General features: G+C 64.5%; 15 protein-coding genes. 8 read left to right on the top strand and 7 right to left on the bottom strand.

The genetic code is table 11. The features are described 5' to 3' along the window. Window positions 1-101: 101 nt before the first annotated feature. The 5 genes from ABVK50_RS14605 to aztA form a co-directional block, all read right to left on the bottom strand. Window positions 102-2,186: a 3-hydroxyacyl-CoA dehydrogenase NAD-binding domain-containing protein gene (locus ABVK50_RS14605; protein WP_353640880.1), complete on the bottom strand. Its 2,085-nt coding sequence runs from the start codon at window positions 2,184-2,186 to the stop codon at window positions 102-104. A gap of 145 nt (window positions 2,187-2,331) precedes the next feature. Beyond that, window positions 2,332-3,531: a zinc metallochaperone AztD gene (gene aztD, locus ABVK50_RS14600; RefSeq protein WP_353640881.1), complete on the bottom strand. Its 1,200-nt coding sequence runs from the start codon at window positions 3,529-3,531 to the stop codon at window positions 2,332-2,334. An 83-nt stretch (window positions 3,532-3,614) separates the two neighbouring features. Further along, window positions 3,615-4,577, bottom strand: coding sequence for a zinc ABC transporter substrate-binding protein AztC (aztC, locus tag ABVK50_RS14595; protein WP_353640882.1), 963 nt, complete (start codon window positions 4,575-4,577; stop codon window positions 3,615-3,617). Between the two features lie 10 nt (window positions 4,578-4,587). Further along, a complete protein-coding gene (gene aztB, locus ABVK50_RS14590) occupies window positions 4,588-5,454 on the bottom strand; it encodes a zinc ABC transporter permease AztB (RefSeq protein WP_353645930.1) in 867 nt (288 codons plus the stop codon). Window positions 5,455-5,459: 5 nt separating this feature from the next. Further along, a complete protein-coding gene (gene aztA / locus ABVK50_RS14585; protein ID WP_353640883.1) occupies window positions 5,460-6,266 on the bottom strand; it encodes a zinc ABC transporter ATP-binding protein AztA in 807 nt (268 codons plus the stop codon). Between the two features lie 191 nt (window positions 6,267-6,457). Between aztA and ABVK50_RS14580 the strand changes: the two genes are divergently transcribed. Together ABVK50_RS14580 and ABVK50_RS14575 are read left to right on the top strand one after the other, a co-directional pair. Further along, window positions 6,458-7,570, top strand: coding sequence for an FAD-binding oxidoreductase (locus tag ABVK50_RS14580; RefSeq protein WP_353640884.1), 1,113 nt, complete (start codon window positions 6,458-6,460; stop codon window positions 7,568-7,570). A 70-nt stretch (window positions 7,571-7,640) separates the two neighbouring features. After that, a complete protein-coding gene (locus tag ABVK50_RS14575; RefSeq protein ID WP_353640885.1) occupies window positions 7,641-7,952 on the top strand; it encodes a RidA family protein in 312 nt (103 codons plus the stop codon). 148 nt (window positions 7,953-8,100) lie between these two features. Here the strand turns inward: ABVK50_RS14575 and hutC are convergent, their stop codons facing one another. Together hutC and ABVK50_RS14565 are read right to left on the bottom strand one after the other, a co-directional pair. Beyond that, complete coding sequence (hutC, locus tag ABVK50_RS14570) at window positions 8,101-8,844, bottom strand: histidine utilization repressor (protein WP_353640886.1); 744 nt, start codon at window positions 8,842-8,844, stop codon at window positions 8,101-8,103. Window positions 8,845-8,865: 21 nt separating this feature from the next. Next, complete coding sequence (locus tag ABVK50_RS14565) at window positions 8,866-10,221, bottom strand: formimidoylglutamate deiminase (RefSeq protein ID WP_353640887.1); 1,356 nt, start codon at window positions 10,219-10,221, stop codon at window positions 8,866-8,868. Between the two features lie 98 nt (window positions 10,222-10,319). On the opposite strand from ABVK50_RS14565, the gene hutI reads away from it, so the two are divergent. The 6 genes from hutI to ABVK50_RS14535 all read left to right on the top strand — a co-directional run bounded on the left by hutI (window position 10,320) and on the right by ABVK50_RS14535 (window position 25,020). Then, window positions 10,320-11,555, top strand: coding sequence for an imidazolonepropionase (gene hutI / locus ABVK50_RS14560; RefSeq protein WP_353640888.1), 1,236 nt, complete (start codon window positions 10,320-10,322; stop codon window positions 11,553-11,555). After that, window positions 11,552-13,096, top strand: coding sequence for a histidine ammonia-lyase (gene hutH, locus ABVK50_RS14555; RefSeq protein WP_353640889.1), 1,545 nt, complete (start codon window positions 11,552-11,554; stop codon window positions 13,094-13,096). Before hutI ends, hutH begins: the two co-directional genes overlap by 4 nt. Continuing rightward, a complete protein-coding gene (hutG, locus tag ABVK50_RS14550) occupies window positions 13,093-13,911 on the top strand; it encodes an N-formylglutamate deformylase (RefSeq protein ID WP_353640890.1) in 819 nt (272 codons plus the stop codon). Before hutH ends, hutG begins: the two co-directional genes overlap by 4 nt. A 33-nt stretch (window positions 13,912-13,944) precedes the next feature. Next, window positions 13,945-15,615, top strand: a complete 1,671-nt coding sequence (hutU, locus tag ABVK50_RS14545; RefSeq protein ID WP_353645931.1) for a urocanate hydratase — start codon at window positions 13,945-13,947, stop codon at window positions 15,613-15,615. After that, entirely contained in the window at window positions 15,615-16,193 is a 579-nt protein-coding gene (locus ABVK50_RS14540; RefSeq protein ID WP_353640891.1) for a HutD family protein, read from the top strand. Before hutU ends, ABVK50_RS14540 begins: the two co-directional genes overlap by 1 nt. A 265-nt stretch (window positions 16,194-16,458) precedes the next feature. Beyond that, window positions 16,459-25,020 carry a glucoamylase family protein gene (locus ABVK50_RS14535; protein WP_353640892.1) on the top strand — a complete coding sequence of 2,854 codons (8,562 nt, stop codon included), beginning with the start codon at window positions 16,459-16,461 and terminating at the stop codon, window positions 25,018-25,020. Window positions 25,021-25,053 lie beyond the last annotated feature (33 nt).

Here is a 25,053-nt window from a genome sequence, read left to right as displayed (position 1 = left end):
GTGATGCCTCGTGGTCCGAATGGTTGCGGCAATCATAGCGGCTGCGCCGCAGTTTCGCGACCGTCATGCCACCTCAGGCCGCCAGCCGCAACTGCGCTGTCTCAACCTGTGCCGGCATGGCCGCTGAGAGGCCGCCCCTCGGCCGCTAGCCGCTTCAGCAGTTCCGACGGTTTGAACACGTCCTTGCCGCTGCGGCCGTGCCAGCATTGCAGCCGCTCGACGATCCTTTGCAGCCCTTCCAGATCGGCCCAGAACATCGGCCCGCCTTTGCCTACCGGAAACCCGTAGCCATTGGTCCAGACGATATCGATGTCGGATGCGCGCGCGGCAATGCCTTCCTCGAGGATCTTCGTGCCCTCATTGACCATGGGATAGAGCGTGCGCTCGATGATCTCATCGGCCGGAACCGCGCGCCGCAGGATGCCTCTTTCGCGCGCGCTGTCCTCGATCAGTTGCGCCACCTCCGGATCGGGAACCGGCATTCGCGAGCCGTTCTCGTAGAGGTAAAAACCCTTGCCGGTCTTCTGGCCGAAACGGCCGTGTTCGCAGAGCTGGTCTGCGATCACCGCGGTCTGGCCACGGGCCTTGCGGTTGCGCCAGCCGATGTCGAGACCGGCAAGGTCGTACATCTGGAATGGGCCCATCGGCCAGCCGAAATCGGTGAACACCTTGTCGACCTCGCTTGGCGACGCGCCTTCGAGCAGAAGGTCTTCGGCGTCGGCTGAGCGGGCGGAGAGCATGCGGTTGCCGACGAAGCCATGGCAGACGCCGACGACGACCGGAACCTTGCCGATCCGTTTCGCAACGGCAAGCGCGGTCGCCAGCACATCCGGCGCGGTCTGGCCGCCGCGAACGATTTCGAGCAGCTTCATGACGTTGGCCGGTGAGAAGAAATGCAGCCCGAGCACATCCTGCGGGCGGCTGACCGAGGCCGCGATCTCGTTGACATCGAGATAGGATGTGTTGGTGGCGAGGACGGCGGTCGGCTTGGCGATAACGTCGAGCTTGCTGAACACCTCGTTCTTTACCGCCATGTCCTCGAACACGGCTTCGACGACGAGATCGCACTCGGCGAGGTCGGCATAGTCGGTGCTTGGCGAAAACAACGCCATTCGCTTGGCCTTGGCCTCTTCGGTAAGCGAACCGCGCGACACCGAGATCGCGTAGTTCTTCTCGATCATCGCTAGCCCACGACCGAGCGCCTCGCTGTTCATTTCGAGCAGGGTCACCGGGATGCCGCCATTAACGAAAGCCATGGCGATGCCGCCGCCCATCGTTCCGGCGCCGATGATGCCTGCTCGGCGGATTTCGCGCGGCGCGATCTCCTTGCCAACGCCGGGCGCCTTGGCGGCCTCGCGTTCTGCGAAGAACAGGTGGCGCTGGGCGCGCGACTGGTCGCCGGAAACCAGCTTGGTGAACAGCTCGCGCTCGGCGGCCAGCGCCTCGTCGAAGGGAAGGGTGATCGCGTTGCGCACCGATTGCGCGCAGGCAAGCGGCGCTTCGAGTCCTCGCGCCTTTTTGGCGAGTTCGGCCGCCTCGGCGTCGAATGCCGCGAGGTCGGCGCCCATGATCTGCCCCGCGCGATCGCGCACCGGCACGGAAGCGACGCCGCCCGCCGCCTTGTCGCGGGCGAAGGCGACCGCATTGGCGACGAGGTTGGTTTCAGAGATCGCGTCGACCAGTCCGCTCGCCAGCGCCTCATCGGCCGAAACCGGCGCGCCGGAGACGATCATCTTCAGCGCCTTCGCCGGTCCTACCACGCGCGGCAGGCGTATGGTGCCGCCGGCGCCCGGCAGCAGGCCGAGCTTCACTTCCGGCAGGCCGAGCTTCGCGCTTTTGTCGGCAATGCGGAAATGGCAGCCGAGCGCCAGTTCGAGACCGCCGCCGAGCGCGGTGCCGTGGATGGCCGCGACCGTGGGTTTCTGGATTGCCTCCAGCGTCGCGATGATGTCGCGCAGTTCCGGCCGCTGCATCGGCTTGCCGAATTCAGTGATGTCCGCCCCGGCGACGAAGGTGCGGCCTGCGCAGGCCAGCACGACAGCCGCGACGGAAGCGTCGCCGGCAAGCGTTTCCAACGCTTTCTGGAGCGGCTCGCGGACGCGGAAGCCCAGCGCATTTACCGGCGGGTTGTCGATGATCACGATGGCGATTTCACCATCGCGGGTGATGGTCACGGTCTCGGTCATCAACATGCTCCTGTTACTGGCGCTGGCGTCGTCACGCGGAGCCGGGCAGGGGGCGACCCGGTCAAGGCGTCCGCACAGGGTGTATGTGTAAGAAGCCGAGCCGGGTCAACCGGCCCGGCTTCCGCCGAGTGTCCGGCAGTGTCGATCAATGCGTTTCGCCGGAGCCTCCGATCGCCACAATGTTGAAGGGCTTGCCTTCAACCGGGATACTGCCGGTTTCGGCAAAACTCCCGGCATCGACCACATGCAGTACGCCTTTCAGCGGATCGCTGACGATGATCGAGTCGCCCGCGACGGCTATGCGTGGGCGCGGGTCACTCCAGTGGCCGTCCATGCTGTAAGGCTCCGTCAGCGCCAGCGTGCCGACGACTTGGCCGGCCAGAACATCGATGCGGTGCAGCCTGCCGTCTTCGGTGAAGACATAGGCGAATTTCGGCCGCACCGGATCGACCGCGAAATGAACGCGGCGGGCCGGCAACTCGATCAGGCGGAAGGCGTCCTGCGCGGTCGGGTCGATGAGTACTACGGCGCTCGGCCCGTAATTGCCGAGAAAGTACTGCAGTCCCCTGCCGCCGACCAGCGTGGTCGACTTGCTCTCGGGCAGGCCTTCGCCATAAGGCAGCAGCTCGATCGAGGGCGCCCCGTCGCCGCCTTTGACGAGCAGCAGCCCTTCGGCGCAGGCAATGGCCAGAATGTTGCCGGACGAAGCCTCACCATGCAGATCCGGGCACGAATGCACGTCTCCGACCGGCGCGCCGGCGCTGTCGATCACCCTGATGCCGACCGGCAGTTCGTCGGGCTTCTCGCGGTTCGGCTCGCTCATCAGGACATGGTCGCCGAATGCGACGGCGACGCCGTGGTGCGGCGCGGTGGTCTTGATCTCGCGCGCGGCTTTCGAACCGGCCAGCACGTCCTTCTCCGATATAGTCCGGGCGACGCCTTCGCCATCGAAGAACAGCGCGATGTCGCCATGGTGATCGACGAAATGCGATGGTTTTGCGCCGGGAAACGCTGCCTCCAGCAGGCTCGGCGCTTCGATCTTCAGGTCGCCGTGATCGCCATGGTCGCCCATGGAGACACCGCTGGAGATCACCGAGATCATGTCCGCCTTACCCTGGACCGCAAACACCGTCCTGCCGCTTTCGCTGCGATGCAGTGTGGCCGGCCCCTTGGTCGCGAAGTTTGCCAGCACCTTGCCGGTTTCGGCGTCTATGGCGCGGACGACGGGCTCGGCATGATCGGACACGAACAGCCGCCAGGTGGATTTTTCTTCTGCAAGCGCGGGCGGAATGATGAAACCCAGCGCAAGGGCGGCGCAGGAGAGTGCTTTCAGATGACGTGTCATGATCTTCCTTTGGTAATAACATAACAAGTGGAGGGCTGAAAAAAGGCGGGGAGTTCCCCCGCCTTGATCGGATCGATAATGCTTTAGCTGCCGAGGACTGCGCCTTTGATCGTTTCGATGTTGTGGCGCATCAGATCGATATAGGTGGGAGCAGGGCCGTCGGCGGCCGAGAGCGCGTCGGAATAGAGCGTGCCGCCGACCTTCAGGCCGGTTTCTGTTGCAATCTGTTCAGCTAGCCGCGCATTGGTGATGCTTTCGACGAAGATCGCCGACGCCTTGTCCTCGCGCACCTGCCTGATGAGCGCTGCGACATCGGCGGCCGAAGCCTCGGCTTCGGTCGAGACGCCTTCCGGAGCCAGGAAGGTCAGTCCGTATTCGTACTCGAAATAGCCGAATGCGTCGTGCGAAGTGATGATGACGCGTTTGTCTTCCGGAATGGCGGCGACGGCCGCCTTCACTTCGTCCTCCGTCGCGGCGAGCTTTTGCGTATAGGCTTCGGCATTGGCCTTGTAGACGTCGCAGCGTTCGGCATCGGCGGCGCAGAACGCGTCGGCGATGTTCTTCACATAGATCTTCGCATTGGCGATCGACTGGAAGGCGTGCGGATCGGTGTCGCCGTGGTGATGGCCTTCTTCCGCTTCGGCGGCTGCGTCATGTGCTTCGCCTTCCGCCTCATGCCCATGTTCTTCCTCCTGCATTTTGAGCGGCTCGATGCCTTTCGTCAGTTCGACGATCTGCGCCTTTGCGCCGCTGGTCTCGACGAGGCGTTCGAGAAAACCTTCGAAATGCAGTCCGTTGACCAGCACCACATCCGCGCCGGCCATTGCGACGGCGTCAGCCGGTTTGGGCTCGTAGACATGGGCGTCGCCGTCCGGGCCGACCAGCGTCGTGACCTCGACGCCGTCGCCGCCGACATTTTTGGCGAAGTCGCCGATGATCGAGAAGCTAGCGATGACTTTCAGCGGTTCGGCGGAGGCCGAGGCGAGGCCGGCGGGACTGAATGTTATAACGCTCGCGATCAGGGCAAGTCGAAATTTGCTGAACATAGGATCTCCTTCAGGCGGTGCGGTGACGATGATGGCGGATGCGGGTGTTGAAGACGCCGCGCGTGCCGAACACGATGGAACCGAGATAGACGACGCCGGACGACAGGATGATGGCCGGTCCGGACGGAAGCGCGGCGTGATAGGAAAGGAGGAGGCCGGCGACGGAGGATGCGAAGCCGATCAGGATCGCAAGAGCGCACATCGGCCCGGCACGGGTCGTCCAGAAGCGGGCGGCGGCGGCGGGCAGCATCATCAGCCCGACCGAGAGCAGCGTGCCGAGCGCCTGGAAGCCGCCGACGAGATTGAGAACGACCAGCCCGAGAAAGATGAAATGGACGGGCGTGCCGAGACGGCTGACGGAGCGCAGGAAAAGCGGGTCGAGGCATTCGGCGACTAGCGCCCGCCAGAAGATCGCGAGCGTCAGGAGCGTGACGCCGGTGATCATCGCGATCAGCGTCAGCGCGTCGTCGTTCAGGGCAAGTACGGTGCCGAACAGCACATGCATCAGGTCGACGCTCGAGCCGCGCAGCGACACGATGAGAACGCCGGCCGCGAGCGAGATGAGATAGAAAGCGGCCATTGAGGCATCTTCCTTCTGCACGGTAAAACGCGACACCGCGCCCGCTCCCAGCGCCACGATCGCGCCGGCGATCAGCCCGCCGATGGTCATAGGCACGATCTGCAGGCCGTAGAGAAGGAAACCGGCGGCGGCGCCCGGCAGGATGGCGTGGGCCATGGCGTCGCCGGTCAGGCTCATGCGCCGCAGCATCAGGAACACGCCGACCGGGCAGGCGCTTATCGCCAGCATCAGCGAACCGGCGAGAGCGCGCTGCATGAAGCCGAATTCGACGAAGGGTGCGATCAGGAAGTCGTACATGATGCTCACGCTGCCCGCGGGCCGGAATCGTGATGCGAATGATCATGGCGGTGGCTATGGTCGTGCGCGTGATCGTCTGCCGCCGGCTCGCACCAGGGCGCATCGTCATGCCAAGCCTCGTCGAAACGGCGGGCGCGCAAAAGGTTTTCCGGTTTGAGCGCCTCGGCCGTATCGCCCCAGGCAATGGGCCGGCGCGCCAGGAGCAGGGTTTCTGGAAAATGCCGGCGCACCAGATCGAGGTCGTGGATGACCACCATGATTGTCCGCTTTTCGCCATGCCAGCGCTTTATCAGGGCAATCAGGTCGCCCACCGTCTTGGCGTCGACAGCGTTGAATGGCTCATCGAGCAGGATGATCTCGGCATCCTGCACCAGAACCCGGGCAAACAGCGCGCGCTGCAGCTGTCCGCCTGAAAGCGTGTCGATCGGCCGCTTCTCGAAGCCTTCGAGCCCGACGGCCATCAGCGCCTTCGACACCTGCTCGCGATCGTCTTTGGTGAAGCGGCCGAGCAGGCCGCGCCGCGGCCAGAGCCCCAGCGAGACAAGATCGACGACCCGCGCCGGAAAGGAGCGGTCTAGTTCGGATTGCTGCGGCAGGTAGGCGATACGCGCGCCTTTGGCGTTGAGGCAGATCCCGGCCATGGGTTTGAGCACGCCGACTATGCCCTTCATCAGCGTCGATTTGCCGGAGCCGTTCGCCCCGACAACCGCGGTCAGCGAGCCCGTCGTGACCGCGCCGTTCAGATGATGAACGGCGGGGTGGCTGTTATAGCCAAGCGTCAGGTCGCGAAAGGTCAGGCTGGCTTCGGTCATATCAATTCTGGCTGCATCCGCATGCTGGCGAAAGGCTGGATATGTGATGTTATTACATTAGTCAACGCTGCCAGGAAAATTCGACGGTCGAAATCCACCGGAGAGTGCCGGGGCAGGCGGAGCCGGCCCTCTGCTCCATTCCAATTTCCGGCATAATGTGGAAAAGGTCGCGAGCAAGGGAGGCGGAGCGCATGCAGGACGAGATCAGGGCCGACATTGCAATTGTCGGTGCGGGCATCGCCGGAGCCGGCGTGGCGGCGGCGCTGGCGCAGGATTTCCAGGTCGTCCTGATCGAGCAGGAGAGCCGGCCGGGACATCACACAACTGGACGTTCGGCCGCGATCTTCATCCAGAACTACGGCAACCAGACGATCCGCGCGCTCAGCCGCGCCAGCGCGCCGCTGTTCGAGAACGCCGACAAGAACTTGTTCCCGAACCCGCTGCTTTCTCCGCGCGGCATGCTGAACATCGCCGATGCCGAAGGAATGGCCCACCACGTCGAGCTTCTGGCGGAGAGTGAGGGCCTGCGCGAAATCAGCGTCGCCGAGGCGCTGGCGCTGGTGCCGGCGCTGCGGGCTGAGCGCATTCTCGCCGCCTCCTACGAAGAGGATGCGCGCGACATCGATGTCGCCGCGCTGCATCAGGGCTGGCTGAAAGCCGCCAAGGTAGCAGGCGCCAAGGTTCTGACCGACTGCGCGCTGGAGCGTGCCGAATATGCCGGCGGGCTCTGGTCCATCGAGACGCCGAATGCGCGGATTATCGCGAAGACCATCGTCAACGCAGCCGGGGCATGGGCAGACGATGTCGCGAAGAAATGCGGCGTCGCGCCGATCGGGGTGACGCCGATGCGACGCTCCATTGCCGTGCTGCCTGCGCCGGCGGCTTACGACACGCGCCACTGGCCGCTGGTAGGCGATGCCGCGGACACCTGGTACATGAAGCCGGACGGCGCGCGTCTGCTGGTCTCGCCGGCCGACGAGGATCCGGTCGAGCCGCACGACGCCTTCGTCGATGACATGGTGCTGGCCGAAGGCCTGCACCGATTCGAGCAGGCGATGACTTTTCCGGTGACCCATGTCGAGCGGAGCTGGGCCGGATTGCGCACTTTCGCGCCGGACCGGACGCCGGTCGCGGGCTTCGACAGGACGGCGGAAGGTTTTTTCTGGCTTGCGGGGCAGGGCGGCTACGGGATTCAGACTTCGCCCGCCTTGTCATGGCTGGCGGGACAGATGATAAGGCGCGCGGGCCTGCCCGCCGAAATGGAAGCGCTGGTTCCGGCCTTATCGCCGGACCGCTTCCGTTAGAGTTTGTCCGAAAGATTTTCAGGAAGGGAATATATCCAAGACCATTCGCCGTATCGATGTCGGCCCGCGCATGAGCGACATCGTCATCCACAACAACACGATCTATCTCGCCGGGCAGGTCGGCACGCCGGGCGGCAATGTCGCCACCCAAACCAAGGAAATCCTCGCCACGATCGACGAGCTGCTGGCCAAGGCCGGTTCGGACAAGACCAAGATCTTGCAGGCGATCATCTGGCTGGCCGACATGAGCACCTTCGCCGAGATGAACGCTGTGTGGGACGGCTGGGTGCCGCAGGGCCACACGCCCGCCCGCGCCACCGGCGAGGCCAAGCTCGCCGCGCCGGATTACAAGGTCGAGATCATCATCACGGCGGCGCTTTAAGTCCGCGCTTCGCACGAGAGATTGCCCCTCACCCTTACCCTCTCCCCGTAAGAACGGGGAGAGGGGGTCGCCAGCGTTGCCGCTTGTCCCTTCTCCCCGCCCGTCACAAGGAGAAGGTGCCGGCAGGCGGATGAAGGGCAAGGCCAAATCAGCTCTGCGAGGGCGTAAACCGCGCCACCAAAGCGTGGCTGCCGGCGGCGTAGGTGAAGCGCACATGGGTGACCGGATGGTCGGCGCTCCAGGTGCGCCGTTCCACCACAAGGCAAGGCGATCCCTCGGCAATCTCCAGCGCGGCGGCATTTTCCGCCTCCGCGCCGTCAGCTGTGATCCGGTGTTCGGCCGCGCTCCACGGGATGCGGCCGATAAGCCACGGCCCCGGCGCATTCTCCTCGAAGCTTTCTTCGGCCGCTTCAGGCACAGCGGCGAGATTGATCAGCCGGTTTTCGTGGCAGAATGGCTGCGCGCCGGCAAAATGGCGGCAGGTCAGTTCCAGGACCGCGCCTGAATTCTTCAGGCCGAGCCGTTCGCGGTCTTTCGGCGCGCTCCTGCGCTTTTGGCGCGACGTCAGCTCGTAGCGATAGGGCAGACCGAGTGCGGCCACTTCCGTCTTTATATCGTGGATTTCGAGTATCGCGGCCTGCGACTGCGGCCGGCGCACGAAGCTGCCGGAGCGGCGGCGGCGCTCTATCAGCCCGGCCTTTGCCAATTGCGACAGCGCCTTGTTCACTGTCATGCGCGAGCAGCCATACTCGGCGGAAAGCTCGTGCTCGAACGGGATGCGGTGGCCCGGCACCCATTCGCCCGACATGATGCGGTCGCTGATGTCGGCGAGGATGCGCTGGTGAAGCGATGCCGGTTCGGCGTCGGGTCTGATCTCGTCGGTCACGTCCATTTGCGTTTCCATGTCCGGCCGTCACCCGGCGAGCAGTTCGATCATCGCCGTCTTGAATTTCTCGGCGATGGCGTCGCGTGCAAAATGCCGTCCCTGCGAGACCAGTCTTTCGCCGTTCACCCAGACGCAATCGACCGCCGCGCCATTGGCGAAAATCCAGGCGTCGAGGATCGCGTCGCCGGATTTGCCGGCGAGGGTCGGGTGCGTCGCATCGAGTGAGACAAAGTCCGCTTCCGCGCCGGGAGCGATCCCGGATTCAGCACGTCCGAGGGCCTGATTGCCGCCCGCGACCGCCATTGCGAACAAATTTCGGCCGTTGGATTGACCGGGATCGGCTAACACATTGCGCGCACGATGAAAAATCCGTTGCGAATATTCGAGCTGGCGCAATTCATCCACAACGCCGATCAGCACGTTGGAGTCCGAGCCGACCCCGAACCGCCCGCCATGTTCGACAAACAGGGGCGCTGAAAACGTTCCGTCGCCGAGGTTTGCTTCGGTGATCGGGCAGAGCCCGGCGATCGCGCCGCTCTTGGCCATGTCGATGGTCTCGGCGTCAAGCATGTGGGTTGCGTGAATCAGGCACCAGCGCCGGTCGACCTCCGCATTGGCGAGCAGCCATTCGATCGGCCGCGCGCCCGACCAGGCGATTGAGTCCTCGACCTCGCGCATCTGCTCGGCGATGTGGATATGGATCGGGCCGTCCGGCATCATGGCGGCGATGGCCCCGAGTTCTTGCTGCGTGACGGCGCGCAGGCTGTGTGGCGCGACGCCGACGATAGCGCCCGGCATGTCCTTCGTAGCGGTGCGGCAACCCTGAAGAACGGCGGCGAAACCATCTAGATCATTGACGAATCGCCGCTGACCTTCGGTTGGCGCTGCGCCTCCGAAATTTGAATGGGCGTAGAGTACGGGCAGCAGGGTCAGGCCGATTCCGGTCGCACGGGCGGCGGCGGCGATGCGCTCCGCCATTTCGGCGATGTTGTTGTAAGCGCGTCCGTCGAGATCATGATGCAGATAGTGGAACTCGCCGACACGCGAAAATCCGGCTTCCAACATCTCGACATAAAGCTGGGCCGCGACCGCCTCGGCCTGTTCGGGCGTGATGGTCAGCGCGAAGCGGTACATCACCTCGCGCCACGACCAGAAGCTGTCGGCGGAAGGCCCGTGCGTTTCGGCAAGACCCGCCATGCCGCGCTGGAAGGCGTGGCTGTGCAGGTTCGGCATGCCGGGCAGCACGATCGCTTGGTGCTCGTCGCCGGGGGCGGGCGAGGCGGCCTGCTCGACCGAAACGACGAGCCCGCCATCTGTGACGATCCGGGTGTTGTTCTGCCAGCCGGCCGGGAGCAGGGCCTGTTCGGCAAAGATAGTCGTCATTGCCACCTCTCTCGCCCCTTCGATCTGGAGCCGAAGTCCACTTGCATCGTCTCGTGATATGTATATACATATTGGAGCGCAATGGAAACGGGAAAGTGATGGCTGGCGCAAGGGAGGAATTGTCGAAGAGGACGCGCATCTGGCGCAACGCGCGGCTTGCGACCATGTCGCCGTCGTTGCCCGGCCTGGGCGTTATCAATGACGGTGCGATCGTCGCCAGAGAAGGGCGGATCGTCTTTGCCGGACCGGCAGCTGAAACTCCCGCCGCACTGGCGCGTGACGCCGAGATTATCGACTGCGGCGGCCGCTGGATCACGCCCGGCCTGATCGATTGCCATACCCATCTCGTCCACGCCGGCAACCGCGCCAACGAGTTCGAGATGCGTCTGGCAGGCGCGACCTATGAGGAGGTCGCGCGCGCCGGCGGCGGCATCGTCTCATCGGTCAAGGCGCTGCGCGCGGCGAGCGAGGACGATCTGGTTCGCGAAACGCTGCCGCGCCTCGATGCGCTGATCAACGAAGGCGTCACCACCGTGGAGATCAAGTCCGGCTACGGCCTCGATCTGGAAAACGAGCAGAAATCACTGCGCGCGGCGCGCCGGATGGGCGAGGAGAGGGCGGTCACGGTTCGCACGACTTTCCTTGGCGCCCATGCCCTGCCGCTGGAGGCAAGCGGCGATAAGCCAGCCTACATCGACCTTGTCGCGAAAAAGATGCTGCCGGCGATAGCGGCCGCCGGGCTGGCCGACGCCGTCGACGGGTTCTGCGAAGGGATTGCCTTTTCGCCGGAAGAAATGTCGCGCGTGTTTGAAGCCGCCAAGGCGCTTGGCCTGCCCGTAAAACTCCATGCCGACCAGCTTTCCAACCTGCATGGCGCAGCCCTTGCCGCGAGCTTCGGGGCGCTGTCGGCCGACCATCTCGAATATACCGACGAGGCGGGTGCTGCCGCCATGGCCAAGGCGAGTACGGTGGCGGTGATGCTGCCCGGCGCATTCTATTTCATCCGCGAGACTAAGAAGCCGCCGATCGACATCTTTCGCCGCCACGGCGTTAAAATGGCCGTCGCCACCGACTGCAATCCCGGGACCTCGCCGCTGACTTCCGTGCTCCTGACCATGAACATGGCCGCGACACTGTTCGGCATGACCGTCGAGGAATGCCTGCTCGGCGTCACCCGCCACGCGGCCGCTGCGCTGGGCATGTCCGGCGAAGCGGGGTCGCTGGAGGCCGGCAAATGGGCCGACCTGGCGATCTGGGATATCGAGGCTCCGGCCGAACTTGTCTATCGCATGGGGTTCAACCCGCTTCATACGCGTATCTGGAGGGGCCGATGACCACACTCGTTCTGAAACCGGGCACGGCCACGCTCGCCGATTGGCGCGCAATCTATCGTGGATCGAGGCCGAAGCTGGAAGACGCCTGCCGACCAGTGATTAGAGCGAGCGCAGATGCTGTCGCGAGGATCATCGCGAAGGGCGAGCCGGTCTACGGCATCAACACCGGGTTCGGAAAGCTTGCCAGCGTGCGTATCGAGACGGCCGATCTCGAAACGCTCCAGCGCAACATCGTGCTCAGCCATTCGGCGGGAGTCGGCGAGCCGATGCCGGTTTCCGTCGTGCGCCTGATGATGGCGCTGAAGCTCGCCAGCCTGGCGCAGGGCGCGTCAGGCGTCCGGCCCGCAACGGTGGAACTGCTGGAAGCGATGCTGGCGAAGGATGTGGTGCCGGTGGTGCCGGCACAGGGTTCTGTCGGTGCTTCCGGCGACCTCGCACCGCTGGCCCATATGACGGCAATCATGATCGGCGTCGGAGAGGTGTTTACGCCGGAAGGCAGGGTGCCGGCGGCCGAAGGCTTGGCCGCCGCCGGGCTGAGCCCGGTCGTGCTCGGCGCTAAGGAAGGGCTTGCGCTGCTCAATGGCACGCAGTTTTCGACTGCATACGGGTTGGCCGCATTGTTCGAGGCCGAGATTCTTTATCGCTCGGCGCTGGTCACCGGCGCGCTGTCGACCGACGCGGCCAGAGGCTCGGACGCGCCTTTCGACCCGCGCATCCATCTGCTCCGGAAGCACCGCGGCCAGATCGAGACGGCGAATGCGCTGCGCAATCTGATGGCCGGCAGTGGCATCCGCGAATCGCACCGGGTCGGCGACGAGCGCGTGCAGGATCCGTATTGCTTGCGTTGTCAGCCGCAGGTGATGGGGGCGGCGCTCGACGTGTTGCGCAAGGCTGCCGACACACTGGAGACCGAAGCAAATGGCGTCACCGACAATCCGCTGATCTTCGCCGAGGATGACACCGCGCTTTCGGGCGGCAATTTCCACGCCGAGCCGGTGGCGTTCGCCGCCGATATGATCGCGCTGGCGGTCTGCGAGATCGGTTCGCTCTCGGAGCGGCGCATCGCAATGCTCGTCGATCCTGCGCTTTCGGGCATGCCGGCTTTCCTGACGCCGAAGCCGGGGCTGAATTCCGGCTTCATGATCCCGCAGGTCACGGCGGCTGCGCTCGTCTCGGAAAACAAGCAGAAGGCCTATCCCGCGAGCGTCGATTCGATCCCGACCTCGGCCAACCAGGAGGACCATGTCTCGATGGCCGCGCACGGCGCGCGCCGCTTGATCGGCATGGTCGAGAATGCGACGGCCGTGATCGGCATCGAACTGCTGGCCGCGGCACAAGGCTGCGATTTCCATGCGCCGCTGCCATCCAGCGAGCCTCTCGAGGCGGTGCGCAAGATGGTCAGGGCCGAGGTGCCGCATCTCGACCACGACCGGCATTTCCATCCCGACATTGAAGCGGCGATCGAACTGGTGCGTAGCGGCGCGGTGATCGCGGCCGCAAACAGCGTCGACCTGCCGGGCGTTTCGGGGGCGGCATCATGAGCGCGACGCCGTGGCTGACGGTCACGCGAGGCGACGCGCCGCTGCTGGTCAGCCTGCCACACACCGGAACCGATCTCGCCGACATAGAGCCGCGCCTCGTCTCGCGCTGGCTAGGGCAGCGCGACTGCGACTGGTGGATCGACAAGCTCTACGATTTCGCCGGCAGCCTCGGCGCGACGGTGGTGCACACCGCGATTTCGCGCACCGTCATCGACGTCAACCGCGATCCTTCGGGCACCTCTCTTTATCCGGGCCAGGCGACGACGGAACTCTGCCCGACCACGACTTTTGACGGCGATCTTCTCTACCAAACGGGCGAGGAGCCGAAGCAGGAGGAGATCGACGGCAGGCGTGAAAAGTACTTCGATCCGTACCATGCCGCGCTGGAAGCCGAAATCGCGCGGCTGCGGGCAGCCCATGGCAAGATCGTGCTCTACGACTGCCACTCAATCCGCTCGGTGCTGCCGCTGCTGTTCGAGGGAACGCTGCCGGTATTCAATCTCGGCACCAATGACGGCCGGAGCACTGACCCGGCTCTGCAGGAGAAGGTTGCCGCGATCATGGCCGGCACCGGCGAGAGCTGGGTGGTCAATGGCCGCTTCAAGGGCGGCTGGATCACACGCCATCACGGCAGGCCCGAGCGCGGCGTGCATGCCCTGCAGATGGAGCTTTCCAATCGCGGCTACATGTACGAGCCCGAGGGCAAAGGCTCCCCGGACAATTGGCCGACGCCTTATGATCCGGAGTTTGCAGCGCCGATGCGCGCGACTTTGACCAAGATTCTTGAAACCGCAATCGCCTGGGCACGCGGCTAGCCGCGCCGGCTGTTCTGGAGGCTTCCGATGACCATCAACACCCGCATCGACAATGCGCGGACAATCCGCGCGGCGACCGGAACCGAGCTTTCCGCCAAGAGCTGGCTGACCGAAGCGCCGCTCAGGATGCTGATGAACAATCTCGACCCGAACGTCGCCGAGCGTCCGGGCGAACTGGTGGTCTATGGCGGCATCGGCCGTGCTGCGCGCGACTGGCAGAGCTTCGATCGTATCGTCGGCGCGCTGAAGGCGCTGGAGAACGACGAGACACTGCTGGTGCAGTCGGGCAAGCCGGTCGGTGTATTCAAAACCCACGCCGATGCGCCGCGCGTGCTGCTCGCCAATTCGAACCTCGTGCCGCATTGGGCCAATTGGGACCATTTCAACGCGCTCGATAGAAAAGGCCTGATGATGTACGGCCAGATGACGGCCGGCTCGTGGATCTACATCGGCAGCCAGGGCATCGTTCAGGGCACGTACGAAACGTTCGTCGAGCTCGGCCGCCAGCACTATAATGGCGATCTTTCCGGCCGCTGGATCCTGACCGCTGGGCTCGGCGGCATGGGTGGCGCGCAGCCGCTGGCCGCGACCATGGCCGGCGCCTCGTGCCTTGCCGTGGAATGCCAGCCGAGCCGCATCGAGATGCGGCTGAAGACCGGCTACGTCGACGTCCAGGCCAAAGACCTCGATGACGCACTGGCGATCATCGACAAGGCTTGCAAGGAAAAGAAGGCGATCTCGGTCGCGCTGCTTGGCAACGCCGCTGACATCTTCCCCGAACTGGTCCGGCGGGGCGTCAGGCCCGATGCAGTAACCGACCAGACCTCCGCGCACGATCCAGTCAACGGTTATCTGCCGAAAGGCTGGACAGTCGCCGAATGGGAAGAGAAGCGCGAGCGTGACCCGAAGGCGGTGGAAAGGGCCGCAAAGGCTTCGATGGCCGGCCATGTGCGGGCGATGCTCGACTTCCACAAAATGGGCGTGCCGACCGTCGATTACGGCAACAACATCAGGCAGATGGCGTTGGAGGAGGGCGTAGCCGACGCATTCGATTTCCCGGGCTTCGTGCCGGCCTATATCCGCCCGCTCTTCTGCCGCGGCGTCGGACCATTCCGTTGGGCGGCGCTTTCCGGCGATCCCGAGGACATTTTCCGCACCGACGCCAAGGTCAAGGAACTGACGCCCGGCAACAAGCACCTGCATAATTGGCTGGACATGGCGCAGAAGCGAATCCACTTCCAGGGTCTGCCGGCGCGCATCTGCTGGGTGGGCCTGGGCGACAGGCATCGCCTCGGCCTCGCCTTCAACGAGATGGTCGCGAAGGGCGAACTGAAGGCGCCCGTCGTCATCGGCCGCGATCATCTGGATTCGGGCTCGGTCGCTTCGCCCAACCGCGAGACCGAGGCAATGAAGGACGGCTCCGACGCGGTCTCCGACTGGCCGCTGCTCAACGCGCTGCTCAACTGCGCATCCGGCGCGACCTGGGTGTCGCTGCACCATGGCGGCGGCGTCGGCATGGGTTTTTCGCAGCATGCCGGCATGGTCATCGTCGCTGACGGCACCCCCGAGGCGGCAAAGCGCCTGGAGCGCGTTTTGTGGAACGATCCGGCCTCCGGCGTGATGCGCCACGCCGACGCCGGCTACGACATCGCCATCGACTGCGCCAAGGAAAACGGCCTGAACTTGCCGGCCATTCTCGGCTGATGCACATCATCCGAGCCGCCGATTGCCGCCGCATGCCGTGGAAGAACGGCGGTGGCGAGACCATCGAGATTGCAATCTCGCCCGAAGGCGCCGGCCTCGACGATTTCGACTGGCGGTTGTCGATGGCGCGCGTCGAAGACGACGGTCCGTTTTCGCTGTTCACCGGCGTCGACCGTACGCTGGCGATACTGGAAGGCGAGGGGCTTGTCCTGTCGGTCGGCGGACAAGATCCGGTTCGGCTGACGGATCGGTCGGCGCCGTGCTCCTTTCCGGCCGACGTGGAAACATCATCGAGCCTGATCGCCGGGCCAATAACCGACCTGAACATGATGACGCGGCGCAGCAGATTCGGCCATTCGATGCGCCGGTTGATGGCCAGAGGCACATCGACGCCGGTGGTCGAAGCCGACGAAATTTTACTGTTCTGCCGTAACGGCGCAGTGGAGGTCGGCTCCGATGCTTCCTTGCACCTCGGGCCGCTCGAAACGTTGCACATGCGAAAGGCTGCCGGAGCCTTGCAGATCAAGGCGATCGAGCCGGCCGAGCTTTTCCTGATCGAGATAGCGAAAGCTTTTTAGACCGCGGGCCGAGCCGTCCAAACTCGTCGAGCGTCGGCGTCCGGAACTGCGGCGAACCACGAAAAAGCCGGATTCGCCGCCTTTGGATCGCCCATCGTGGGCGTGCCTCCTGCGCCTGGAATTGCCGCGAGACAGGTCGTGTTTTTTGGTATATCGCGAGCCGCAAGCAGTTAGCCGCCGTGCAACCAATAGCCGCCGAACGCTTTGGGCGTTAGGTTGGGCGCGGCCTCTCGGCGGCTGGTTTGGCTGAACGGAATTTGCAGGAATGAATATTGAGACCGACACAGCTCGGAAGCAGAAGGGCGATGCCCGCTTCCCGGCAGCGGCCGAACAACCGATACGATCGAGCTTTCTTCAGGAAGACAGGTTGCGGGCGCTGGGTGAAAGCCTGGCAAGAGGCGAAATCCAGCATTTTTATGGGCTGGAGCCGTTCGATTTCCGCAAGCGCAATCGCGAAAACGCTGACAAGATCCTCGAAACCTATCGCTCCACCAATGCGGCCCAAGCGCGCGGCGAGCCGATAACGCCGGCAGCACAATGGCTGCTCGACAACAATTATCTTGTTGAAGAAACGATCTTCCAGATCAGGCGCGACCTGCCGGCGCGCTTCTACCGTGAATTGCCGACGATCAAGCTCGCCGACGGCAGGACAGTACCGCGCGCCCTGGCGCTGGCCTGGGTCTATGTCGCGCATTCCGACAGCACCGTATCCTCCCAGATGTTCAAGGCGGTGGTCGAGGGCTACCAGAACGTCGAACCGTTCCGCATCGGCGAATTATGGGCGTTGCCGTCGCTGCTACGCTTTGTCCTGATCGAAAACCTGCGCCGCATCGCGGTGCGGGTGAAACGTGCGCGGGAAATGCGGCAGATCGCCAACGAGGTCGCCGACCGCGTGCTTGCGGCGGGTGAGGGCGAACAGCGCGAGGCGATCCTCGACGACTACACCGTCCACGCCCGCGACACGACCTTCGCCACCCAACTGCTCTACAGACTGCGCGATGGGTCGCAGAACGCCGGCCGGGCGCTGATCTGGCTCGAAGGCGAGCTCGAGAAATCCGGCACCGACGCCGAAGAAACGATCATGGGCGAGCACCACACTCTGTCCAGCGGCAATGTGACGACCGGCAATATCATTCGCGGGCTACGCCTGATCAACGACATCGACTGGACGGTCTGGTTCGAGTCGGTCAGCCGTGTAGATGCGCTACTGCGCGACCGGACCAGCTATGCGCTGCTCGATTTCCCGTCGCGAGACCAGTACCGCGCCGCAATCGAGGATCTGGCTCGCCGCGCCAATCTCAGCGAATATCACGTCGCCGAGCGCGCAACCGAACTGGCCGGATGCGCCGCAGCGGGCGCCGCCACAGCCGAAGAAGCCACTATCGCCAAAACCGACGTCGGGTTTTTTCTGGTCGGCGAGCGGCGCCAGGAGCTGGAAAAGGCCATCGGCTACCGCCCCGGCCCGGCACTCATCACCAAGCGCGCTTTCAAGAAAACCGGCTGGGCCGGCATCGTTGTGCCGGTCTTTGCGCTGACCGTCCTGCTTCTGGCGCTCACCGGCAGTGCGCTGTCCAATCTCGGCTTGTCGACGGCTTCCATCGTGGCGATGCTGGTGCTGTTTGCGGTGCCGGCCAGCGAAGGCGCGCTCGCCTTCTTCCATACCATCGTGCTGCAGTTCCTGAAGCCGACGCGGCTTGTCGGCTACGAATACAAGGACGGCGTTCCCGTCGAGGCCCGCACGCTGGTGGTGGTGCCGTCGCTGATCGGCTCGCGCGACGATGTCGAGGAAAACATCCGCACGCTCGAAATCCACCATCTGGCGAACATGTCGGGCGAACTGCACTTCGCGCTGCTCTCCGACTGGCCCGACAGCGATACCGAGCAGGCGCCGATCGACGTCGAAATCCTCGAACATGCGCGCGCCCAGATCGCGCAGCTCAACGCTCGCTACCCGGAATCCGCCGCCGGCCCGCGCTTCTACCTGCTCCACCGCCGCCGCCTCTACAACGAGGTGCAGAAATGCTGGATGGGCTGGGAGCGTAAGCGCGGCAAGTTGCACGAATTGAACCTGCTTCTGCGCGGCGACAGCGACACGACCTTCCTGCCGCCGGATACGCCGCTGCCGGAAGGCGTCGTCCATGTCATGACGCTCGACGCCGACACCAGGATGACCCGCGATGCGGTGACGCGGCTCGTCGGCAAGCTTTGCCACCCGCTCAACCGCCCCGAATTCGATCCTGGGACGCGCCGGATCACCCGCGGCTATGCGATCCTGCAGCCGCGCGTGACGCCATCGCTCACCACCGGCGACGAGGCCTCCTTCTTTCAGCGCGTCTTCTCGGCCAATCGCGGCCTCGACCCCTATGTGTTCGCCATCTCGGATCTCTACCAGGATGTGTTCGGCGACGGTTCCTTCACCGGCAAGGGTCTCTACCATATCGACGCCATGGAATCGGCACTGAAGGGCCGCATCCCTGAAAACACAATCCTCAGCCACGATCTCCTCGAAGGCGCGCTGTCGCGCTCGGCTTTGGTGACCGATGTCGAGGTTGTGGAGGACTACCCGACCCGCTATTCGGTCGACGCATCGCGCCAGCACCGCTGGGCCCGCGGCGACTGGCAGCTGCTCGGCTATATTCTCGATCCAACCTCCGGCGTGCCGGCGCTGTCCCGCTGGAAAATGGTCGACAATCTGCGCCGCTCGCTCACGCCCATCTTCTGGGTGATGGCGGCGGTCGCCGGCTGGACTCTGCTGCAGTTCACGCAGGCCGCGCAGTGGCAGGCGCTGCTGATACTGACCCTGTTCATGGCGCCGACTTTCGAGATCATCGACGCGATCCTGCCGAAGAGCCGCGAAGCCACCGCGCGCGGCCATTTCAACGCATTGTTCCGCGACGTCGCCTTCGGAACCGCGATGGTGGCGCTGAAGATCGTGCTGATGGCGCATCTCGCCTGGATGATGGGCGACGCAATCGTGCGTACGCTTTATCGCCTTTTCGTCAGCCGCCGCAACCTGCTGGAATGGCGAACCGCCTCGCAGGCTCACAAGAGCAGCGGAAACGGGCTGGTGGCTTACTACCGGTTGATGTGGGGCGCCGTCGTCATTGCCTTCGTCGGCCTGGCCATACCGGTGGCGACCGATTCAACCGGCGCCTTCGTCGCATTCTTCTTCGCCATCTTCTGGGCCGGGTCGCCGGCTTTCGCATGGCTGATCAGCCGCTCGGCCGAGACCGAGGACCGGCTGCGCATCACCCCGAGCGACGAGGAGCGGTTGCGCGTCGTGGCGCGCCGCACCTGGGCCTATTTCGAGACCTACGTCACTCCGCACCACAACATGCTGCCGCCTGACAATTTCCAGGAAACGCCGCTTCCGGTCGTGGCCCAGCGCACCTCGCCGACCAATATCGGAGTCTATCTCCTGTCCGTCGTGTCGGCGCGCGATTTCGGCTGGATCAGCCTTGCCGATGCGCTCGGCCGCATCGAGGCGACGATGACCACGATCGAGAGCATGGAGCGCTTCCGCGGCCATCTCTACAATTGGTATGATACGGCGACGCTAAGGCCACTCTATCCGCTCTATGTGTCGAGCGTCGACAGCGGCAATCTGGCCGGCCATCTATTGGCGGTCGCCGCCGCCTGCGCCGAATGGGCCGAAGCGCCCTCGGTGCATCTGCAGGGCGAGTTCGAGGGGCTGCTCGACTGCGTCTCAATCCTAGAGCAGAGCCTCGAAGAGCTTCCGGACGACCGTCGTCAGCTACGGCCTTTGCGCCAGCGCCTGCGCGACCGCATCGAAGGCATGCGTCGCGCGGTCGATACGATCAAGCAGCAGCCCGAGATGGCGTCGATCCGCACGATCAACCTGGCCGTGCTCGCCGGCGAGATCCGCAAGCTCGCCAGCGCCATACATGCGGAAGTCGGGTCGTCGCGCAGCGAAACGCTGCCCGATTGGGCGCTGAAGCTGCAGGCGACCTGCGAGGCGCATGTTCACGACGCGCACAGCGACGAGAATGCGGTGGAAGCGTTGCGGGGCAGGCTCATCTCTCTGCGCGAGCGTACCCGCAAATTCGCCTTCGAGATGGATTTCTCATTCCTGTTGCGGCGCGAGCGCAAGCTTCTGTCGATCGGCTATCGCGTCGAGGAGCACCAGCTCGACGAGAGCTGCTACGACCTGCTCGCTTCGGAGGCGCGGCTGACCAGCCTATTCGCCATAGCCAAGGGCGACATCCCGACCGAACATTGGTTCCGGCTCGGCCGTCCGATCGTTGAAATCGGCTTCCGCGGTGCTCTGATGTCGTGGTCGGGCTCGATGTTCGAATATCTGATGCCGCCGCTGGTCATGAAGGAGCCGCAGGGCGGTATCCTCAACCAGACCAGCAAGCTGGTGATCGCCCGGCAGATCCAGTACGGCCGTTCGAAGAATATTCCGTGGGGCATTTCGGAAGCGGCCTACAATGGCCGCGACAGGGAGATGACCTACCAATACACTAATTTCGGCGTTCCCGGCCTCGGCCTCAAGCGTGGCTTGGCGCAGAATACCGTGGTTGCCCCCTATGCCACCGTGCTGGCGGCGCAATTCATGCCGCACCAAGCGGTGGAAAATCTGGAGCGTCTGCGGACCATCGGTGCGCTCGGCCGCTATGGCTTCTATGACGCTGTCGACTTCACGCCGCAGCGCGTGCCTGAAGGCAAGACCCATGCCGTGGTGTTCAACTACATGGCCCATCACCAGGGCATGTCGATCGTGGCTGTCGCCAATGCGATCTTCGAAGGTCGTATGCGCGACCGCTTCCACAGCGACCCGGTGATCGAGGCGGCGGAGTTGCTGCTCCAGGAAAAGGCCCCGCGCGACATTCCGGTCGCCACCGTCAGGACCGAAGCAGACGAGCGCGGCAAGGTCGTGGAGGCAGAGCCCAGCGCCGATACCAGGCTCATCCTCGAGCCTGCCGCGGCGCTGCGGTCGACCAATCTGATGTCCAACGGGCGGTACTCGGTAATGGTGACGGCGACCGGCTCGGGCTACAGCCGCTGGAACGACCTCGCGGTCACCCGCTGGCAGCCTGACCCGACGGAGGACCGCCTCGGGACATACTTATTCCTGCGCGACACCGAGACGGGCGATTGGTGGTCGGCGACGGCCGAGCCCAAACGCGCGCCCGGCGAACACGCGCAGACGCTTTTCAGCGACGACAAGGCGAGCTTCATCAAGACGGTCGGCACGCTGCGCTCGGAAGTTGAGGTCATCGTCGTTTCCGAGGGCAATGGTGAAGGCCGCCGCGTCACGCTCTGGAACGACGGCGACGCCGATCGCTTCATCGAAGTGACTTCCTTCGCCGAACTGGTGCTGGCGCCCGAGGCATCCGACAGCGCCCATCCGGCCTTCTCGAAAATGTTCGTGGAGACGGAGATCTGGCCGGGCAACAGCACCATTTACGCGCAGCGCCGCAAGCGGGCCGCGAACGAGCCGGACATTGCTGTTGCGCATTTCGTCACCGACACGTTCGGCGCCAGCCGGGACACTGAAGCCGAGACCGACCGGCGCGCCTTCATCGGCCGAGGCAGGACCATCGCGAACGCGGCGGCGTTCGATCCCGGTGCGAAGCTCGGCGGCAATTCCGGTTTCGTGCTCGATCCGGTCATGGCGCTGCGCCGCCGTGTCCGAGTGCCCGCCAACAAGAAGGTGGAGGTGACGTTCTGGACGGTGGTCGGGGCCGACCGAGACGAGATCGAATCGACGCTGGCCAGGCTGGACAACGCCGAGAGCTTTGCGCGCCAGGCAATGCTGTCCTGGACGCGATCGCAGGTGCAGACCCGCCATATCGGCATGAGCCTAGCCGATGCCGCCAACGGCCAGAAGCTTGCCCGTTACCTGATCTACCCCGATCCGTTCATGCGCATGCCGGGCGAGGTGATCACATCCGGCATGGGACACCAGTCAGCGCTGTGGCCAATGGCGATTTCGGGGGATTTTCCGATCTTCGCCATCAGGATCAGCGACGTGGCGGACCTTGAAATCGTGTCGCAGGCGCTGCGCTTCCAGGAATATCTGCGTGCCCGCGGCCTGCTTGCCGACCTCGTCGTGGTCAACGAGCAGGCTTCGTCGTATGTGCAGGATCTGCAGCAAGCCATTGAATGGCATTGCGAAAACAGCCGGCTGAGAGGCAAGGAGCACGGTCCGCGCCAGCATATCTTCGCGGTACGCCGCGATCTGATGGACGAGGTGTCCTACAGGACGCTGCTCGCTGCCGCGCGCATAGCGCTGCACACCAGGAACGGCACGATACCGGACCAGATCGAGCGTGCCGAAGTCCCCGCGCTCCAGGCGCGGGATGCGTTGCGCGAGGCCCAGGAAGGTGTAGCTGCCGTCTCGCCGAGACCGCTGCGGGTTGCGGCAGCCGAAATCGAAGACGCGCCGCTCCCGTCTGGAGACGGGCTCCTCTCGTGGAACGGGTTCGGCGGCTTCGACAGGGATGGCCGCGATTATGTGGTCAGGCTCTCCGGCCGGCGCACGACGCCGCAGCCCTGGATCAATGTCATTTCCAATGCCTCGTTCGGCTTCCACACCTCGGCCGAAGGCGCATCATTCACCTGGAGCCGCAACAGCCGCGATTTCCAACTCACGCCATGGTCAAACGACCCGGTCTGCAACCGGCCGGGCGAGGCGATCTACATCTTCGATCATGCGACCGGCGAGGCATTCTCGCCTTTCGCCGCGGTGCTTCGCGATCCTGCCGTGGTCTACGAGGCGCGCCACGGGCAGGGCGTCAGCACCTTCAGCGCCGAGCGCGGACCGCTCGCGATGGAGGTCGCGCAACTGGTCGATTCCGTCGATCCGGTGAAGATTTCGCGCCTGCGGATCCGCAATTCGGGGAGTGCTCCGGCGCGGCTTCGGATCTATGGCTACGCAGAATGGGTGCTCGGCAGCAATCGTGCGAGATCGGCTCCCACCATCGTGCCGTCGATCGACCTAGCGACCGGCGCGTTGCTGGCGCAGAACGCCTTCAGTCTCGAGTTCGGCGACCGCGTCGCATTTCTTGCGAGTGACGGCGACGCCCAATCGGTTACCGCCGACCGCCGGGAGTTCATCGGAGGCGGCTCCGTCGAGGCTCCGCAGTTGGCAATCGAGGGTGCTAGTCTCAGCGGCCGGGTCGAAGCGGGCTTCGATCCATGCGCGGCGATCGCCCGCGACGTCGAGGTCCCGGCAGGAGGCGAGGTTTCGCTCCTGTGGCTGTTGGGTGATGCTGCCTCGCCGGAGGAGGCAAGTGCCTTTGTCCAGCGTAACCGCGCCAAGAATTTCGATGAGCGGCTGGCCGAGACCGAGCGCGAATGGCGGGGCTTCCTCGACACGCTGCAGGTCGAGACGCCGGACAAGGCGCTGGACGCCATGGTCAATCACTGGCTCCCCTACCAGAGCCTCGCCTGCCGGATCCGCGCGCGCTCGGCATTCTATCAGGCGAGCGGCGCCTTCGGCTTCCGCGATCAGCTCCAGGACACGTTGGCGCTCTTGTTGCACGACCCGTCGCTTGCGCGCGACCAGATACTGAACGCCGCCAGACGGCAGTTTCCGGAAGGTGACGTCCAGCATTGGTGGCTGCCGCGCACTGGCGCCGGCGTGCGCACCATGATTTCCGACGATGTCGTCTGGCTGGCTTCGGCCGCCGCGCGCTACGTCGGCGTCACCGGCGATGCCTCGATCCTTGAGGAGCAGGCGCACTTCATCAATGGACCGGCACTGGGGGAGGGCGAGCATGACGCCTTCTTCACGCCCGAGATCGCGCAGGAAACGGCGACGGTCTACGAACATTGCGCCCGAGGACTCGACCTCGCGGTAAAGCGCACCGGGTCGACCGGCCTGCCGCTGATCCTGGGCGGCGACTGGAACGATGGCATGAACCGCGTCGGCGAAGGCGGCAAGGGCGAAAGCGTCTGGCTCGGCTGGTTCCTGCTCAGGACGCTCGGCGAATTCGCGCCGATCGCCCGGAACCGCAAGGACAACAAACGCGCCCAGCAGTGGGACAAGCATGCGGCCGCGCTTAAGCGCGCTCTTGAAACCGCCGGCTGGGACGGCGAATGGTACCGCCGCGGGAGCTTCGACGACGGCACGCCGCTCGGATCGCGCAATTCCGACGAGTGCCAAATCGATTCCATCGCGCAGTCCTGGAGCGTGCTATCGGGCGAAGGCGATCCAGTGCGTTCGCGCACCGCCATGGACGCGGCCATTCGCCGGCTCGTCGACGATGAATTGCAGATCGTGCGCCTGTTCACGCCGCCCTTCTCCGAAACCGAAAAGGAGCCCGGCTACATCAAGTTCTATCCGCCGGGCGTACGCGAAAACGGCGGACAATATACCCATGCCGCAACGTGGTTTGTCATTGCGCTCGCCGAAATGGGCCGTGCCGACGATGCTTACCGGATTTTCCGGATGCTCAATCCCGTCAACCACGCGGCCGACGAGGAGGCAGCCGAGAGGTACCGCGTCGAGCCCTATGTGGTTGCCGCCGACATCTATTCCGAGGGCGAAAAAGGCGGCCGCGGCGGCTGGACCTGGTATACGGGTTCCGCCGGCTGGCTGTATCGGGCCGCCGTGGAAGGCATTCTCGGCATCCGCAAGGACGGAAAAAATCTTGTCGTCAATCCGGTCCTGCCGGGGCACTGGGATGGCTATTCCGCGACGCTCAGGCTCGCCGGCGCGACCTATCGCATTCGGGTGGCAAGGGAAAAGGGCAGGAAGGCTGTGGCCGTCGAAATCGATGGTTCCGACGTGAAAGGCACGAGTTTTGCGCTTGCCGACGCCGGCGAAATCGAGGTGCTGGTCCGCATACCCGCATAGCGAGTAGGTAAGTCGAACAACCTGCTGCCATAT

This window comes from Mesorhizobium sp. WSM2240, assembly GCF_040438645.1.
Lineage (GTDB): Bacteria > Pseudomonadota > Alphaproteobacteria > Rhizobiales > Rhizobiaceae > Allomesorhizobium.
Note: the sequence above shows the minus strand (reverse complement) of the source record. Positions and strands in the feature narration are given on the sequence as shown.

What these genes read in the sequence shown, in the direction of transcription:
- ABVK50_RS14605 (WP_353640880.1), bottom strand. Translation starts at nt 2,186, where the DNA reads ATGACCGAGACCGTGACCATCACCCGCGATGGTGAAATCGCCATCGTG.
- aztD (WP_353640881.1), bottom strand. Translation starts at nt 3,531, where the DNA reads ATGACACGTCATCTGAAAGCACTCTCCTGCGCCGCCCTTGCGCTGGGT.
- aztC (WP_353640882.1), bottom strand. Translation starts at nt 4,577, where the DNA reads ATGTTCAGCAAATTTCGACTTGCCCTGATCGCGAGCGTTATAACATTC.
- aztB (WP_353645930.1), bottom strand. Translation starts at nt 5,454, where the DNA reads ATGTACGACTTCCTGATCGCACCCTTCGTCGAATTCGGCTTCATGCAG.
- aztA (WP_353640883.1), bottom strand. Translation starts at nt 6,266, where the DNA reads ATGACCGAAGCCAGCCTGACCTTTCGCGACCTGACGCTTGGCTATAAC.
- ABVK50_RS14580 (WP_353640884.1), top strand. Translation starts at nt 6,458, where the DNA reads ATGCAGGACGAGATCAGGGCCGACATTGCAATTGTCGGTGCGGGCATC.
- ABVK50_RS14575 (WP_353640885.1), top strand. Translation starts at nt 7,641, where the DNA reads ATGAGCGACATCGTCATCCACAACAACACGATCTATCTCGCCGGGCAG.
- hutC (WP_353640886.1), bottom strand. Translation starts at nt 8,844, where the DNA reads ATGGACGTGACCGACGAGATCAGACCCGACGCCGAACCGGCATCGCTT.
- ABVK50_RS14565 (WP_353640887.1), bottom strand. Translation starts at nt 10,221, where the DNA reads ATGACGACTATCTTTGCCGAACAGGCCCTGCTCCCGGCCGGCTGGCAG.
- hutI (WP_353640888.1), top strand. Translation starts at nt 10,320, where the DNA reads ATGGCTGGCGCAAGGGAGGAATTGTCGAAGAGGACGCGCATCTGGCGC.
- hutH (WP_353640889.1), top strand. Translation starts at nt 11,552, where the DNA reads ATGACCACACTCGTTCTGAAACCGGGCACGGCCACGCTCGCCGATTGG.
- hutG (WP_353640890.1), top strand. Translation starts at nt 13,093, where the DNA reads ATGAGCGCGACGCCGTGGCTGACGGTCACGCGAGGCGACGCGCCGCTG.
- ABVK50_RS14540 (WP_353640891.1), top strand. Translation starts at nt 15,615, where the DNA reads ATGCACATCATCCGAGCCGCCGATTGCCGCCGCATGCCGTGGAAGAAC.
- ABVK50_RS14535 (WP_353640892.1), top strand. Translation starts at nt 16,459, where the DNA reads ATGAATATTGAGACCGACACAGCTCGGAAGCAGAAGGGCGATGCCCGC.